Annotated in this window: 14 protein-coding genes; 9 read left to right on the forward strand and 5 right to left on the reverse strand. The window is 58.8% G+C overall.

Going from position 1 to position 14,421, the window contains the following annotated elements; translation table 11 throughout:
- Positions 1-102: 102 nt before the first annotated feature.
- The 7 genes from GF111_RS24725 (at position 103) to GF111_RS24755 (ending at position 8,839) form a co-directional block, all read left to right on the forward strand.
- Positions 103-1,740: an ABC transporter substrate-binding protein gene (locus GF111_RS24725; RefSeq protein WP_110593305.1), complete on the forward strand. Its 1,638-nt coding sequence runs from the start codon at positions 103-105 to the stop codon at positions 1,738-1,740.
- A 148-nt stretch (positions 1,741-1,888) separates the two neighbouring features.
- Complete coding sequence (gene oppA / locus GF111_RS24730) at positions 1,889-3,526, forward strand: oligopeptide ABC transporter substrate-binding protein OppA (RefSeq protein ID WP_055312652.1); 1,638 nt, start codon at positions 1,889-1,891, stop codon at positions 3,524-3,526.
- A gap of 83 nt (positions 3,527-3,609) precedes the next feature.
- A complete protein-coding gene (gene oppB / locus GF111_RS24735) occupies positions 3,610-4,530 on the forward strand; it encodes an oligopeptide ABC transporter permease OppB (protein WP_004932150.1) in 921 nt (306 codons plus the stop codon).
- A 14-nt stretch (positions 4,531-4,544) separates the two neighbouring features.
- Positions 4,545-5,453, forward strand: a complete 909-nt coding sequence (gene oppC / locus GF111_RS24740; protein WP_038877253.1) for an oligopeptide ABC transporter permease OppC — start codon at positions 4,545-4,547, stop codon at positions 5,451-5,453.
- 11 nt (positions 5,454-5,464) lie between these two features.
- Entirely contained in the window at positions 5,465-6,481 is a 1,017-nt protein-coding gene (locus tag GF111_RS24745; RefSeq protein ID WP_033634782.1) for an ABC transporter ATP-binding protein, read from the forward strand.
- Complete coding sequence (oppF, locus tag GF111_RS24750) at positions 6,478-7,479, forward strand: murein tripeptide/oligopeptide ABC transporter ATP binding protein OppF (protein ID WP_147191358.1); 1,002 nt, start codon at positions 6,478-6,480, stop codon at positions 7,477-7,479. Before GF111_RS24745 ends, oppF begins: the two co-directional genes overlap by 4 nt.
- 154 nt (positions 7,480-7,633) lie before the next feature.
- Complete coding sequence (locus GF111_RS24755) at positions 7,634-8,839, forward strand: ISL3 family transposase (RefSeq protein WP_071845352.1); 1,206 nt, start codon at positions 7,634-7,636, stop codon at positions 8,837-8,839.
- Between the two features lie 31 nt (positions 8,840-8,870).
- Here the strand turns inward: GF111_RS24755 and GF111_RS24760 are convergent, their stop codons facing one another.
- Together GF111_RS24760 and cls are read right to left on the reverse strand one after the other, a co-directional pair.
- Positions 8,871-9,194, reverse strand: coding sequence for an HI1450 family dsDNA-mimic protein (locus tag GF111_RS24760; RefSeq protein ID WP_004932139.1), 324 nt, complete (start codon positions 9,192-9,194; stop codon positions 8,871-8,873).
- Between the two features lie 56 nt (positions 9,195-9,250).
- Entirely contained in the window at positions 9,251-10,711 is a 1,461-nt protein-coding gene (gene cls, locus GF111_RS24765) for a cardiolipin synthase (RefSeq protein ID WP_038877257.1), read from the reverse strand.
- A 242-nt stretch (positions 10,712-10,953) separates the two neighbouring features.
- Here cls and GF111_RS24770 point away from each other — a divergent pair, with 242 nt between their 5' ends.
- Positions 10,954-11,130: a YciY family protein gene (locus tag GF111_RS24770; RefSeq protein ID WP_025159792.1), complete on the forward strand. Its 177-nt coding sequence runs from the start codon at positions 10,954-10,956 to the stop codon at positions 11,128-11,130.
- A 45-nt stretch (positions 11,131-11,175) separates the two neighbouring features.
- On the opposite strand, the gene GF111_RS24775 is transcribed toward GF111_RS24770, so the two are convergent.
- Positions 11,176-11,667, reverse strand: coding sequence for a Dps family protein (locus GF111_RS24775; protein WP_038877260.1), 492 nt, complete (start codon positions 11,665-11,667; stop codon positions 11,176-11,178).
- Positions 11,668-11,867: 200 nt separating this feature from the next.
- Positions 11,868-13,340, reverse strand: a complete 1,473-nt coding sequence (gene smfY / locus GF111_RS24780; RefSeq protein ID WP_038877262.1) for a multidrug efflux MFS transporter SmfY — start codon at positions 13,338-13,340, stop codon at positions 11,868-11,870.
- A 126-nt stretch (positions 13,341-13,466) separates the two neighbouring features.
- Between smfY and GF111_RS24785 the strand changes: the two genes are divergently transcribed.
- Positions 13,467-14,018, forward strand: coding sequence for a TetR/AcrR family transcriptional regulator (locus GF111_RS24785; protein WP_038877264.1), 552 nt, complete (start codon positions 13,467-13,469; stop codon positions 14,016-14,018).
- A gap of 47 nt (positions 14,019-14,065) precedes the next feature.
- On the opposite strand, the gene GF111_RS24790 is transcribed toward GF111_RS24785, so the two are convergent.
- Entirely contained in the window at positions 14,066-14,329 is a 264-nt protein-coding gene (locus tag GF111_RS24790) for a hypothetical protein (protein WP_019452732.1), read from the reverse strand.
- Positions 14,330-14,421: the final 92 nt, after the last annotated feature.

Raw genomic sequence — 14,421 nt, forward strand, 5'->3', positions numbered from 1 at the left:
AAAACGGGAATGATTTTTGCTGGTATCCGTTTATTTAGAATTCTTATAAACACTTCACAAACTTCGATAAGCGATGCTTGTCGGTGAAAAGGAGCCTCGATTATGCAGCAAACCCTGAAGCGTACTTCTTTGACCTTGTTGATTAGCGGCGCGCTGGGCGCCGGCGCCGTAAATAGCAGTTTGGCGGCAGAGGTTCCGGCCGGCGTCCAATTGGCGCAGCAGCAGAATATTGTGATCAACAACGGTAGCGAAGTGGCTTCATTGGATCCGCATAAGGTTGAGGGCGTACCGGAAAGCAATATCATTCTTAACCTGCTGGAAGGGCTGGTGAGCACCGATGCCAACGGGCATGTGGTGCCGGCGGCGGCGACAAGCTGGGAAAACCAGAATTATCAGCAGTGGACCTTCCACCTGCGCCCCGGCGCGGTGTGGAGCGACGGCAGCCCGGTGACCGCGCAAGACTTCGTCTACAGCTGGCAGCGTCTGGCCGATCCGAAAATCGCTTCGCCCTATGCCAGCTACCTGCAATACACCAAAGTCGAGAATATCGACGACATCCTGACCGGTAAGAAGAGCCCGCAGACCCTCGGCGTTAAGGCGCTGGACGACCAGACGCTGCAGTTGACCCTGAGCGAACCGGTGCCGTATTTCATCAGCATGCTGAGCCATACTCCACTCAAACCGGTGAAACAGGCGGTGGTGGAGAAATTCGGCGATAAATGGACGCTGCCCGCCAACTATGTCGGCAACGGCGCTTATCGGCTGAAAGCGTGGGTGGTGAACGAGCGCATTGTGCTGGAGCGCAGCCCGAGCTACTGGAACAACAAGCAAACGGTGATCAATCAGGCGACCTTCCTGCCGATTACCTCGGAAGTCAGCGACGTCAACCGCTTCCGCAGCGGCGAGATCGACATCACCAACAGCGCCATTCCGCCGTACCTGTACGTCAAGATGAAACGCGAAATGCCTGAGCAGCTGCACGTTAACCCTTATCTGTGTACCTTCTATTACGAGCTCAATAACAAGCGGGCGCCGTTCACCGATCCGCGCGTGCGTACGGCGGTGAAGATGACGCTGGATCGCGACATTATCGCCAACAAGATCATGGGCCAGGGGCAAATCCCGGCCTACAGCTTCACGCCGCCCTTCACGGAAGGCGCCAGCTTCACTCAGCCTGCGTGGGCCGGCTGGAGTCAGGAGCAACGCAACGCCGAAGCCAGGAAACTGCTGGCGGAAGCGGGCTACAGCGACGCCAAGCCGCTGAAGTTCTCGCTGCTGTACAACACCTCCGATCAAAACAAACAGCAGGCGATCGCTGCCGCGTCGATGTGGAAAAAGAATCTGGGCGCCGAGGTCACGCTGCGCAACCAGGAATGGAAAACTTCGCTGGAGAGTCGCCATCAGGGGCAATACGACGTGGCGCGTGCCACCTGGTGCGGGGATTACAACGAACCCAGCGCGTTCCTGAACCTGGTCCTGTCCAACAGCAGCATCAATACCGTGTTCTACAAGAGCCCGGCGTTCGACGCCATCATGGCCGCCACGCTGAAGGCGCCGGATGAGGCCGCGCGCGCCGCGCTCTATCAGCAGGCGGAAGCGCAGCTGGACAAAGACTCCGCGTTGGTCCCCGTTTATTACCGCGTCAGCGCGCGTTTGATCAAGCCGACGGTGGGTGGGTTCACCGGCAAAGATCCGCTGGACTATACCGACGTTAAAAATCTTTACATTATCAAGCAGTAAAGGGATATTCCTCACGCCGAGGCGCTGGGGAATATAGGGAAGGCCGGCCGCCGCATTCGTTCCGCGGCGGCGGGAAAACAGAGTCCGCTTACGGGCAACGCAGGTTCCACGAAGAGCCTGTGATAATAAAAAACTGGAGTCGATAAGTATGACCAACATCACGAAGAAAACGCTCATTGCCGCCGGCGTCATCGCCGCGCTGGGTATCACAGCAACCACCAGCGCTTTCGCCGCTGACGTCCCGGCGGGCGTGCAGCTGGCCGACAAGCAAGAAATCGTCAAAAACAACGGTTCCGAAGTGCAGTCGCTGGATCCGCACAAGATCGAGGGCGTGCCGGAAAACAACGTCACGCGCGACCTGATGGAAGGCCTGGCGAACAACAGCCCGAACGGTTCCATCGTGCCGGGCGTCGCGGAAAGCTGGGATAACAAGGATTTCAAAGTCTGGACCTTCCACCTGCGTAAAGACGCAAAATGGTCCAATGGCAAGCCGGTGACGGCGCAAGATTTCGTCTACAGCTGGCAGCGCGTGGTGGATCCGAAAACCGCATCGCCTTACGCCAGCTACCTGCAGTACGCCCATGTGGAAAACGTCGATGACATCATCGCCGGTAAAAAAGACAAGTCGACGCTGGGCGTGAAGGCCATCGACGACCACACCTTCCAGGTGACCCTGAGCGAGCCGGTGCCTTATCTGGTTGAAATGACCCCGCACTACGCCATGAAGCCGGTTTACAAAGACGCGGTAGAGAAGTTTGGCGAGAAGTGGACGCTGCCGGCCAACTACGTCAGCAACGGCGCTTACAAACTGAAAGACTGGATTGTCAACGAACGCATCGTACTGGAACGCAACCCAGAATATTGGGATAACGCCAAAACCATCATCAATAAAGTGACGTTCCTGCCTATTTCGTCGGAAGTGACCGACGTTAACCGCTACCGCACCGGTGAAATCGACATGACCTACAACAACATGCCGATCGAACTGTTCCAGAAGCTGAAGAAAGAGATCCCGAAAGAGGTGCATGTCGATCCTTACCTGTGCACCTATTACTACGAAATCAACAACCAGAAGGCGCCGTTCACCGATTCGCGCGTGCGTGAAGCGCTGAAGCTGGGCATGGACCGCGACATCATCGTCAACAAGGTGAAAAACCAGGGCGACCTGCCGGCCTACAGCTTTACGCCACCATACACCGACGGTGCCAAGCTGACCGCACCGGAGTGGTTCGGCTGGACGCAGGAAAAACGCAACGAAGTGGCGAAGAAACTGCTGGCCGACGCCGGCTACGGCCCGGGCAAACCGCTGACCTTCTCCCTGTTGTACAACACCTCCGATCTGCACAAGAAGCTGGCGATCGCCGCCGCCTCCATCTGGAAGAAAAACCTGGGCGTGGACGTGAAGCTGGTGAACCAGGAGTGGAAAACCTTCCTGGATACCCGTCATCAGGGCACCTATGACGTGGCGCGCGCCGGTTGGTGTGCCGACTACAACGAGCCGAGCTCGTTCCTGAACATGATGCTGTCCGACAGCAGCAGTAACACCCCGCACTACAAGAGCGCCGAGTTCGACAAGCTGATGGCCAACGTGTTGACCGCGAAGACCAAAGACGAGCGCGCCGAGCTGTATCAGAAAGCGGAAGTTCAGCTGGATAAAGATTCCGCCATCGTTCCGCTGTATTACTATGTGAACGCCCGTTTGGTGAAACCTTACGTCGGGGGTTACACCGGCAAAGACCCGCTTGATAACGTGTACGACAAAAACCTGTACATCATCAAGCATTGATACGGTAAGAGCCGGCGGCGCAGGCCGCCGGCCCATGTTGAGAATAATAAGCCGTCATCAGGCTGTCGCACAGGGTTAGGGCAATGCTTAAATTTATACTTCGTCGCTTGTTGGAAGCGATCCCGACACTATTTATCCTTATCACCATCTCATTCTTCATGATGCGCCTGGCACCCGGCAGTCCATTTACCGGGGAACGCGCATTGCCGCCGGAAGTTATGGCGAACATCGAAGCCAAATATCATTTGAACGACCCGATCTGGAAACAGTACGGTCATTATCTGGCGCAGCTTGCGCAGGGAGACTTCGGCCCGTCCTTTAAATACAAGGACTATTCGGTGAACGATCTGGTTGCCAGCTCTTTCCCGGTGTCCGCCAAACTCGGCCTGGCCGCGTTTCTGCTGGCGGTGGTGCTGGGGGTGAGCGCAGGCGTTATCGCCGCGCTGAATCAGAACACCAAATGGGACTACACGGTGATGGGGTTCGCCATGACCGGGGTGGTGATACCCAGTTTCGTGGTGGCGCCGCTGCTGGTGCTGATCTTCGCCATCACGCTGAAATGGCTGCCGGGGGGGGGCTGGAACGGCGGCGCGCCTAAATTCATCATCCTGCCGATGGTGGCGCTGTCGCTGGCCTATATCGCCAGCATCGCCCGTATCACGCGTGGCTCGATGATTGAAGTGCTGCACTCCAACTTCATCCGTACCGCGCGCGCCAAAGGCTTGCCGATGCGTCGCATCATTTTCCGCCACGCGCTGAAGCCGGCGCTGTTGCCGGTGCTGTCCTACATGGGGCCGGCGTTCGTCGGTATCATCACCGGATCGATGGTGATCGAAACCATCTACGGTCTGCCGGGGATCGGCCAGCTGTTCGTTAACGGCGCGCTGAACCGCGACTACTCCCTGGTGCTGAGCCTGACCATTCTGGTGGGCGCCCTGACCATTCTGTTCAACGCGATCGTCGATGTGCTGTATGCGGTCATCGATCCGAAAATCCGTTATTAATCTGGAGCACGCGAATGATGTTGACTAAAAAGAACAGCGAAGCTCTGGAACACTTCAGCGAGAAGCTGGAAGTGGAAGGGCGCAGCCTGTGGCAAGACGCGCGCCGGCGCTTTATGCACAACCGTGCGGCGGTCAGCAGCCTGTTCATTCTGGTGTTGATCACGCTGTTTGTGGTGCTGGCGCCGATGCTGTCGCAGTTTGCCTACGACGATACCGATTGGGCGATGATGTCCGCCGCGCCAAGCGTGGAATCGGGGCACTATTTCGGCACTGACTCCTCCGGGCGCGATCTGCTGGTGCGCGTGGCGATCGGCGGGCGTATCTCGCTGATGGTCGGCGTGGCGGCGGCGCTGGTGGCGGTGGTGGTCGGCACGCTGTACGGCGCAATGTCCGGCTATCTGGGCGGCAAGGTCGACTCGGTGATGATGCGCCTGCTGGAGATCCTCAACTCCTTCCCGTTCATGTTCTTCGTGATCCTGCTGGTGACCTTCTTCGGCCAGAACATCCTGTTGATCTTCGTGGCGATCGGCATGGTGTCGTGGCTGGATATGGCGCGTATCGTGCGCGGCCAAACCCTCGGCCTGAAGCGTAAGGAATTCATCGAAGCGGCGCTGGTGTGCGGCGTTTCCACGCGCAATATCGTGCTGCGCCATATCGTGCCGAACGTGCTCGGCGTGGTGGTGGTGTATGCGTCGCTGCTGGTGCCGAGCATGATCCTGTTCGAATCCTTCCTCAGTTTCCTGGGGTTGGGCACGCAGGAGCCGCTCAGCAGCTGGGGCGCATTGCTCAGCGACGGCGCCAACTCAATGGAAGTTTCACCGTGGTTGCTGCTGTTCCCGGCGGGTTTCCTGGTTGTCACTCTGTTCTGTTTCAACTTTATCGGCGATGGCCTGCGTGACGCCCTCGACCCGAAAGATCGTTAAGGAGTGCAATCATGAGCACCATTGAACATCCTCAACTGCAAACCGGCGCCGGGGTCAAAACGTCGCCGCTGCTGGACGTGAAAGACCTGCGCGTCACGTTCTCCACGCCGGACGGCGACGTGACGGCGGTGAACGATCTGAACTTCGACCTGCGGGCCGGAGAAACGCTGGGCATCGTCGGTGAGTCCGGTTCCGGTAAATCGCAGACCGCGTTCGCTCTGATGGGCCTGCTGGCCAGCAATGGCCGCATCGGCGGCTCGGCCAAATTCAACGGCCGTGAAATCCTCAACCTGCCGGAAAATCAGCTCAACAAGCTGCGGGCCGAAGAGATCTCGATGATCTTCCAGGACCCGATGACCTCGCTCAACCCTTATATGCGCGTTGGCGAACAGCTGATGGAAGTGCTGATGCTGCATAAGAAAATGAGCAAAAGCGAAGCCTTTGAAGAGTCGGTACGCATGCTCGACGCGGTGAAAATGCCGGAAGCGCGCAAGCGCATGCGTATGTATCCGCATGAGTTTTCCGGCGGCATGCGCCAGCGCGTGATGATCGCCATGGCGCTGCTGTGTCGGCCGAAGCTGCTGATCGCCGACGAACCGACCACCGCGCTGGATGTGACCGTCCAGGCGCAGATCATGACGCTGCTCAACGAGCTGAAGCGCGAGTTCAACACCGCCATCATCATGATCACCCATGACCTGGGCGTGGTGGCCGGCATCTGCAACAAGGTGCTGGTGATGTACGCCGGGCGCACCATGGAATACGGCAGTGCGCGCGAGGTGTTCTACCAGCCGAGCCACCCGTACTCTATCGGTCTGTTGAACGCGGTGCCGCGTCTCGACGCCGAAGGCGAAGCGTTGCTGACCATTCCCGGCAACCCGCCGAACCTGCTGCGGTTGCCTAAAGGCTGCCCGTTCCAGCCGCGCTGTCCGTACGCCATGGAGCAGTGCGCGAGCGCTCCGCCGTTGGAGCAATTTGGGGAAGGGCGCCTGCGCGCCTGCTTTAAACCGGTGGAGGCGTTGGTATGACAGCGGTAACCGACAAGAAAGTGCTGCTCGAAGTGGCCGATCTGAAAGTGCACTTCGACATTCATGACGACAAACAGTGGTTCTGGCAGCCGCCGAAAACCCTGAAAGCGGTCGATGGCGTCACGCTGCGGCTGTTCGAGGGGGAAACCCTGGGCGTGGTCGGCGAATCCGGCTGCGGTAAATCCACCTTCGCGCGCGCCATCATCGGCCTGGTGAAAGCCACCAGCGGGCGCGTTGCCTGGCTGGGGAAAGATCTGCTGGGTATGAGCGATGCCGACTGGCGCAAAACCCGCAGCGATATCCAGATGATCTTCCAGGATCCGCTGGCGTCGCTCAACCCGCGCATGACCATCGGCGAGATCATCGCCGAGCCGCTGTGCACCTACTACCCAAAAATGCCGCGTCAGGAAGTGAAGGACAAGGTCAAGGCGATGATGCTGAAGGTCGGCCTGCTGCCTAACCTGATCAACCGCTACCCGCACGAGTTCTCCGGCGGCCAGTGCCAGCGTATCGGCATCGCGCGTGCGCTGATCCTCGAGCCGAAGCTGGTGATCTGCGACGAGCCGGTCTCCGCGCTGGACGTGTCGATTCAGGCGCAGGTGGTGAACCTGTTGCAGCAGCTGCAGCGCGAGATGGGGCTGTCATTAATCTTTATCGCCCACGATTTGGCGGTGGTGAAGCACATTTCCGATCGCGTGCTGGTGATGTACCTGGGCCATGCGGTGGAGCTGGGCACCTATGACGAGGTGTACCACAATCCGCAGCACCCTTACACCAAAGCGCTGATGTCGGCGGTGCCGATCCCGGATCCGGACAAGGAGAAGGAGAAGCAGATCCAGCTGTTGGAAGGGGAGCTGCCTTCGCCGATCAACCCGCCGACCGGCTGCGTGTTCCGCACCCGCTGCCCGATCGCCGGGCCGGAGTGCGCCAAGACGCGTCCGCTGCTGGAGGGCAGTTTCCGCCACGCGGTGTCCTGCCTGAAGGTCGATCCGCTGTAATGTGCTGCTAGTCGGCAACAAAAAGCCCCGCTGAATGAGCGGGGCTTTTTTTAGGTTCATCGCGCTTTAGCGTGAACCAATAGAAAACGGCAGTCAGAACGTTTAGGTTTGTATTCGCCAAAACACACCCTAAACCTTCAAAACTGCCGTCACTATGAATGCTAACCTTTGCTCCCTGTTCTGGGAAGGCTTTATCGTCAATTCCTTCTCGCATCCTTCTGCCAACTCCCTGCTTATCCAGCTCCAGCCTGACGCTGCCGTCATGCCCTGTTGTCGTCGTTGTGAGCGGCGGGTGCCTGTTGTGCATGATGTTTCCTTCCGCCGAGTGCGTGAACGCCAGCTGCTCGATTGGGTCGTCTGGCTCAACGTCCCCGTCCGGCGCCTGTGTTGCCCCCATTGCGGGGTCACCACCGAAAAAATCAGCTGGTTGCCTGAACGCCAGAGATATACCACGACGCTATCCGTATGGGTTGAGTCACTGACCCGTTTACTGCCGATTAAACATGTTGCACAACTCACCGGACTGCACTGGCATACGGTCAAGAATATCGACTACCGGCGTCTGCTGCGGGAACGAACAGAGCCGCAGCGCCATACCCTCCGCCGTCTGGTGATGGATGAGTTCGCCCTGTTCAAAGGACATCGCTATGCCACCGTGGTGATGGATGCGGATACGCAACAGGTGTTGTGGGTGGGCGAAGGCCGCAGCAGAGCGGCCTTCCGCCCCTTCTTCGTCTGGCTGGGCGCTGAAGGCTGTGCTGCTATCCAGTCTGTCGCCATGGATATGAATACGGCGTTAGACCTGGAGGTCAGGCATCACTGCCCGCAGGCGGAAGTGGTCTATGACTTGTTCCATGTGGTGGCAAAGTATGGCCGGGAGGTTATCGACCGGGTCCGCGTCGACCAGGCCAATCAACTCCGTGATAACCCAAAATCGCGTCAGGTCATCAAACGCAGCCGCTGGCTGCTGCTGCGCAACCCAGAAAACCTGCCCGAAGGGCATGAGGTAAAGCTCACGGAGTTGCTGGAGGCGAATCAGCCGTTGAATGTGGTCTGGCTGATGAAAACAGCGCTGAAAGAACTGTGGTACGCCCCGAGTGAACAAGAGGCGCAGAGACGCTGGGTAAGCTGGTACAGGCAGTCTCAGGAAAGCGGAATCAAGGCGTTGCAACACTTCGCCGAGAAACTGAAAGGGTATGCCGGTGGCATCATCGCGAGTGCCAGACACAGGTTGAATACCAGCGTGCTGGAAGGGATGAACAATAAGATAAAAGTGATGAAGCGGATGGCCTATGGATACCGGGATAACGCTTACTTCTTCCTGAAAATCAAAGCAGCGTTCCCCGGTAAAGCGCGATGAACCTTTTTTTATCCGATGCGCTAACGGCGAATCACTCTTTCCACAGAATGTGGCACAGCTTGTGGTCTTTCTCGCGGCAGATCAGCACGCGGGCGAACACGTCGTTGATCGGCTCGCCGTCGCTGTCCGCCAGACCGATCACCACCTCGGCGAAGAAGTCCGGGTTCAGGTCGTAATCCACGTGCTCGCTCCAGTCTTCGGACGGATCGTACAGTTCGGCGCCGCCGCGCTCTTCAAACTGCAGGTTGAACAGCAGAATATCCGCCGGATCCAGATTGTCGCCGGCCAATTCGAGGAAGATGTCGTAGGCCTGTTCCAGCGTTTCGTCTTCGGTAAGGCGGTTATTCAAATCCATAAAAAAATCCTGATAACAAATGATTTGGCGCTATTAAAGCACGCTCGCCGCGGCTTTTACAGCAGCGGGCTGAAAAAGTAGAACAGGCGCTCGACCAGACGATGCCAGAACGGCCGCTTCAGCCACTCTTTGGCGTTCAGCAGCTGGGAACGGGCGATGTAATCCTCCTGCACGCAGGCCAAATCGCTGCCGAAGCCGTCATCGTCGATCACCAGCGTGATTTCGAAATTCAGCCACAGGCTGCGCATGTCCAGATTGACGGTGCCGACCAGGCTGAGCTGGCCGTCCACCAGCACGCTCTTGGTATGCAGCAGGCCGCCTTCGAACTGATAGATCTTAACCCCGGCCTCCAGCAGCTCGGAGAAGAACGCGCGGCTGGCCCAGCGCACCATCATCGAATCGTTGTCGCGCGGCACGATGATGCTGACCTCGACGCCGCGCAGGGCGGCGGTGCAAATGGCGTGCAGCAGATCGTCGCTCGGCACGAAGTACGGCGTGGTCATGATCAGCTGCTCGCGGGCGGAATAGACCGCGGTCAGCAGCGCCTGGTGGATCATCTCCTCGGGGAAGCCGGGGCCGGAGGCGATCACCTGAATGGTATGGCCGCTTTCCTGCTCGAACGGCATGATGTTGACGTCCGGCGGTGGTGGCAGAATGCGCTTGCCGGTTTCAATCTCCCAGTCGCAGGCATAGACGATGCCCATGGTGGTGGCCACCGGGCCTTCCATGCGCGCCATCAGATCGATCCATTGGCCGACGCCCGCATCCTGCTTGAAGTAACGCGGATCGACCATGTTCATGCTGCCGGTATAGGCGATGTAGTTGTCGATCAGCACCACCTTGCGGTGCTGACGCAGGTCCATGCGGCGCAAGAATACGCGTAGCAGGTTGACCTTCAGCGCTTCGACCACTTCGATACCGGCGTTGCGCATCATCGCCGGGTAGGGGCTGCGGAAAAATTGCAGGCTGCCGGCGGAGTCGAGCATCAGGCGGCAGTGTACGCCGCGTCGGGCGGCGGCCATCAGCGATTCGGCCACTTGATCGACCAGGCCGCCGGGCTGCCAGATATAGAACACCATTTCGATGTTGTGGCGCGCCAGCTCGATGTCGCGGATCAGCGCTTTCAGCGTGTCGTCGGTGGTGGTGAGCAGCTGCAGCTGGTTGCCCTTGACGCCGTCGATGCCCTGGCGGCGGTTGCACAGCTGGAACAGCGGTTCGGCGACCTCGCTGTACTCGGTGGCGAAGATGCGGCGGCTCTCTTTCAGCTCCTTCAGCCAGCGGGCGGTTGACGGCCACATGGCCTTGGCGCGCTCGGCCCGGCGCTTGCCCAGATGCAGCTCGCCGAACGATAAATAGGCCACGATGCCGAACAGCGGCAGAATGTAGATAACCAGCAGCCAGGCCATGGCAGAGGGAACCGCACGGCGTTTCATCAAAATGCGCATCGTCACGCCGGCGATCAGCAGCCAGTAGCCGAACACCATGAGCCAACTGATTACGGTATAAAATGTTGTCATAAAGGCGAAAAATCCCGTTCGCAAACCACCAATGATGAGTGTACGCACAGATCGGTCAAGGCGAAACCTTTTATCGGCGCTTATGTTACATAAATATGATGAAGTTAAGGCACTTGCTGAAAATGAAAGGGCGGCTTTTGCCCGCGTGGCACCCGCTGTGCCGCCGATAACTGCGGCTTGGATCACGGACGGAAAGGGCTATAATGCCCGCGGTTGGCAATAGACGAACAAGTGACGGAATTATGAGACGCAGTAGAAATGAAGTGGGCCGCTGGCGCATGTTGCGGCAGAGTCAACGCCGCCGGCATCGCTGGCTGGAACGCCAGTCGTGCAGCAATCGCCATATTATCCGGGTGCGGCGCCGCCTGGACGATCAGCATCGGCGCGCGCTGCTGTTTGCGGTATCCTGCGAGTGGTAAAACGAAAACAGTCCCGTGAGGGACTGTTTTGTTATGGCGCCTGGGTTATTTGCCCAGATAGGCGTTGAGCATCCAGACCTGTTTTTCCTGCTCTTTGATGTAATCGCTCATCAGCGACGCGGTGCCTTCGTCACCGGCGTCTGCCGCTACCGTCAGCAGTTCACGCTGCTGCTGCAGCAAGACTGAATACCCGTCCAACAGGCCGCGCAGCGTGCCTTTATCATCGGTCACGTTGGTGTGTTCCTTGATGTCGGCGGTTTTCAGATAGTCGCTGAAAGCGTGACGCGGCTGCGAGCCCAGCGTCAGAATACGTTCCGCCAGCTCATCCACCTTGGTCAGCAGATCGTTATATGTCTCTTCGAATTTCGCGTGCAGTTCAAAGAACTGCGGGCCGGTAATATTCCAGTGATAGCCGCGCACGTTCATATACAATACCTGATAGTTCGCCAACAGCGCGTTCAGCGCCTCGGCGAGTTTTGCCGATTGTTTACTGTCGAGGCCGATATGGGTTTTCGCTGCTTTCTTTGCCGTTGCCATAATAATCTTCTCCTGATTATTTGTTCCGATAGTAGACAGAATCAATTTCCATAGCTGTTACAGTAACCGGATTTATCGCAGGGTTAAACACGATAACAGGCATTATTGCCATCGCTAAAACCGATGACGATAAATCCGTCGAGCAAATTGCCGAATCAGTTTACGCAGGATCCGCAGGCGAAAAAAGCCGCTTTTATCGGTTACTTGCGCAGCGCTAGTTTCACCGCGCCGGCGCCCAGCGCCATTAGCAGCGCGGCGGCGATCAGCACCGTAATAAACGCGCGATCAAAGGCCAAGCGCGCCAGCTGCGTCAGCTGCTGCGCGCGATCGGCCGCCAGCCCGGCCGCCAGCCGCAGGGCTTCGTCGATGCTGTCGTAGGCCAAATCGCTGACCGGCAGCTCCGCCGGCAGCGCCAGGCTGTGGCTGTAAACCGCCGTCATCAATCCGCCGAGCAGCGTCACGCCCAGCACGCCACCCAGTTCGTAGGAGACGTCTTCGATGGACGCCGCCATGCCGGACTTCTCCTCCGGCGCGTTCAGCATGATGGCGGTGGAAGCGGCGGTGATCACGCCGCCGAGGCCAAAGCCCACCAGCGCCAGGCTGACCAATTGCGGCGCCATGCCGCTCTGGTACCACACGGCAAGACCGGCGATGCCGAGGGTAGTCAGGACAAAGCCGCCGAGGATGATGCTGCGTTCGCCGTAGCGCGGCAACAGCAGGCCGGCTACGGGCCCCGCCAGGGCCGAGGCCAGCGGGATCGGCAAAATAAACAGCGCCGCCTGCAGCGGGCTGAGGCCGAGCACCAGCTGTAGGCGTTGGCTGAGCACCAGCTCGACGCCGATCAGCGCCACCATCGACAGCAGGGCCACGCCGATGCCGCCTGCGAACAGCCGGTTGCGGAACAGGGAGAAATCGATCATCGGGTGGGCGCTGCGCTGCTGACGACGCACGAACAGCACCAGGAACAACACGCCGATCAGGGCCGCCACAAGCAAGGCGCTCACATCAGGCGTCGGCTTGCTCAGCTCCTTCAGCGCATAGATAGCGCCGACCAGACCCATCATGATCTGCACCGAACCGACGATGTCCGAAGGGCGCGGGTTATCGCCACCGCAGCGCGGGATCAGTTTCCACGCCAGCGGCCAGACCAGCAGTACGACCGGCACATTGATCAGGAACACCGACCCCCACCAGAAATACTCCAGCAGCAGGCCGCCGACCACCGGGCCGATGGCCGCGCCGCCGGAGGCCACCGAGGCCCAGATGCCGATCGCCAGCGCGCGTTCGCGTTCGTCGGTAAAGACGTGGCGCACGATGGACAGCGTCGCGGGCATCATCATTGCCGCGCCAACGGCGAGGAACACGCGGGCGGCGATCAGCCACTCGGCGGTGGGCGAGAACGCGGCGCACAGCGACGCGACGGCAAACACCGGCAGTCCGGCGAGAAACAGCCGCTTATGGCCGATGCGGTCGCTCAGCATGCCGGCGCCGGGCAGCAGGCCGGCCACCACCAGCGGGTAGGCGTTGACGATCCAGAGTTTTTGCGAGGCGCTGGCATCCAGCGCCTGGGTTAAGCGCGGCAGAGCGGTATATAACACCGTCATATCGATGACGATCAGGAAAAGGGCGCTGGCGACCATCGTCAGGATCAACCAGCGGTTCTTGGCGTACATAATTCATATCCAGTTAACGTGGGCGGCGCGGAGGCGCCGCCATTGGGGTAACCCACCGGCGATGCCGGGTGGTATACTGATGATAATATATATCCATACGTTCGTATTGAAAAGAAGGGTTTCTTAATGGGACGTCAACGCAGCATCGATCGCGACAAGGTTTTGGACACCGCCGAAGAGATCGTCGCCACCCAGGGTGCCGCCGGCTTGACCATCGACGCCGTCGCCAAAGCGATGGGGATCTCCAAGGGCGGGGTGCAGTATTGTTTCGGCAGCAAAGACGCCCTTATCGATGCCATGTTCGATCGCTGGGGCAGTGCCTACGAGACGTTGTTCACGGCGATCGCCGGCGACGAGCCTTCGCCGCAGACCGCCGTGCGGGCGCATATGCTGGCCACCCACAGTTCGGATCAGACTTCCAGCGCCAAGGCCGCCGGGTTGATGGCAACGCTGATTCAAACGCCGGAGCATCTGGCGAGCACGCGCGAATGGTATCGCAGCCGCATCGCCGGTTTGGATTTGACGACCGAAGAAGGCAAGCGCGCGCGCCTGGCGTTTCTCGCCACCGAAGGCGCCTTTATGCTGCGTTACTTTGGTTTGATGGATATCGACCAGGCGGAATGGGAAACGATGTTCGCCGATATGCAGGCATTGATATTGACGGGCGGCGACAAGTAAACGCAGGGACAAGCGGCAGGAAGCAGCCTGCCGCGGGCTAAGCCTGATTATTTATAGGCTATCGCATTGATGGTTTCGAAGGTGGTTTTCCCCTCGCGACCGATAATGACGTAATACTTACCGCCTTTTTCATCTACCGCTTTCGACAGACGCGCATGGTCGATCCCCACGGTGTCGTCGCCGTCTTGTGAAATGGTCACCGGACCGATCTCGGTATGTTTCGCTGCCTCTTCCCGCGTGATTTCAATTGCCGCCAGGGAAGAGAATGAGGTGAACGCCAGCAGTGCCAAGAGATATTTAGTTGCCTTCATAATTATTCCTTTTGGAAGATAAAAACGACCCGTAACTGCATCTTGACTACGGCTCAAGTGTAGGTCAGCGGCGGCGCTTTACCATGCAACGG

This window comes from Serratia sp. HRI (assembly GCF_010119335.3).
Classification (GTDB): domain Bacteria; phylum Pseudomonadota; class Gammaproteobacteria; order Enterobacterales; family Enterobacteriaceae; genus Serratia; species Serratia nevei.

Coding starts and splice junctions, on each gene's coding strand:
- GF111_RS24755 (WP_071845352.1), top strand. CDS start 7,634: ATGAATGCTAACCTTTGCTCCCTGTTCTGGGAAGGCTTTATCGTCAAT.
- GF111_RS24760 (WP_004932139.1), bottom strand. CDS start 9,194: ATGGATTTGAATAACCGCCTTACCGAAGACGAAACGCTGGAACAGGCC.
- oppA (WP_055312652.1), top strand. CDS start 1,889: ATGACCAACATCACGAAGAAAACGCTCATTGCCGCCGGCGTCATCGCC.
- GF111_RS24770 (WP_025159792.1), top strand. CDS start 10,954: ATGAGACGCAGTAGAAATGAAGTGGGCCGCTGGCGCATGTTGCGGCAG.
- GF111_RS24725 (WP_110593305.1), top strand. CDS start 103: ATGCAGCAAACCCTGAAGCGTACTTCTTTGACCTTGTTGATTAGCGGC.
- GF111_RS24790 (WP_019452732.1), bottom strand. CDS start 14,329: ATGAAGGCAACTAAATATCTCTTGGCACTGCTGGCGTTCACCTCATTC.
- GF111_RS24745 (WP_033634782.1), top strand. CDS start 5,465: ATGAGCACCATTGAACATCCTCAACTGCAAACCGGCGCCGGGGTCAAA.
- cls (WP_038877257.1), bottom strand. CDS start 10,711: ATGACAACATTTTATACCGTAATCAGTTGGCTCATGGTGTTCGGCTAC.
- GF111_RS24785 (WP_038877264.1), top strand. CDS start 13,467: ATGGGACGTCAACGCAGCATCGATCGCGACAAGGTTTTGGACACCGCC.
- smfY (WP_038877262.1), bottom strand. CDS start 13,340: ATGTACGCCAAGAACCGCTGGTTGATCCTGACGATGGTCGCCAGCGCC.
- oppB (WP_004932150.1), top strand. CDS start 3,610: ATGCTTAAATTTATACTTCGTCGCTTGTTGGAAGCGATCCCGACACTA.
- GF111_RS24775 (WP_038877260.1), bottom strand. CDS start 11,667: ATGGCAACGGCAAAGAAAGCAGCGAAAACCCATATCGGCCTCGACAGT.
- oppC (WP_038877253.1), top strand. CDS start 4,545: ATGATGTTGACTAAAAAGAACAGCGAAGCTCTGGAACACTTCAGCGAG.
- oppF (WP_147191358.1), top strand. CDS start 6,478: ATGACAGCGGTAACCGACAAGAAAGTGCTGCTCGAAGTGGCCGATCTG.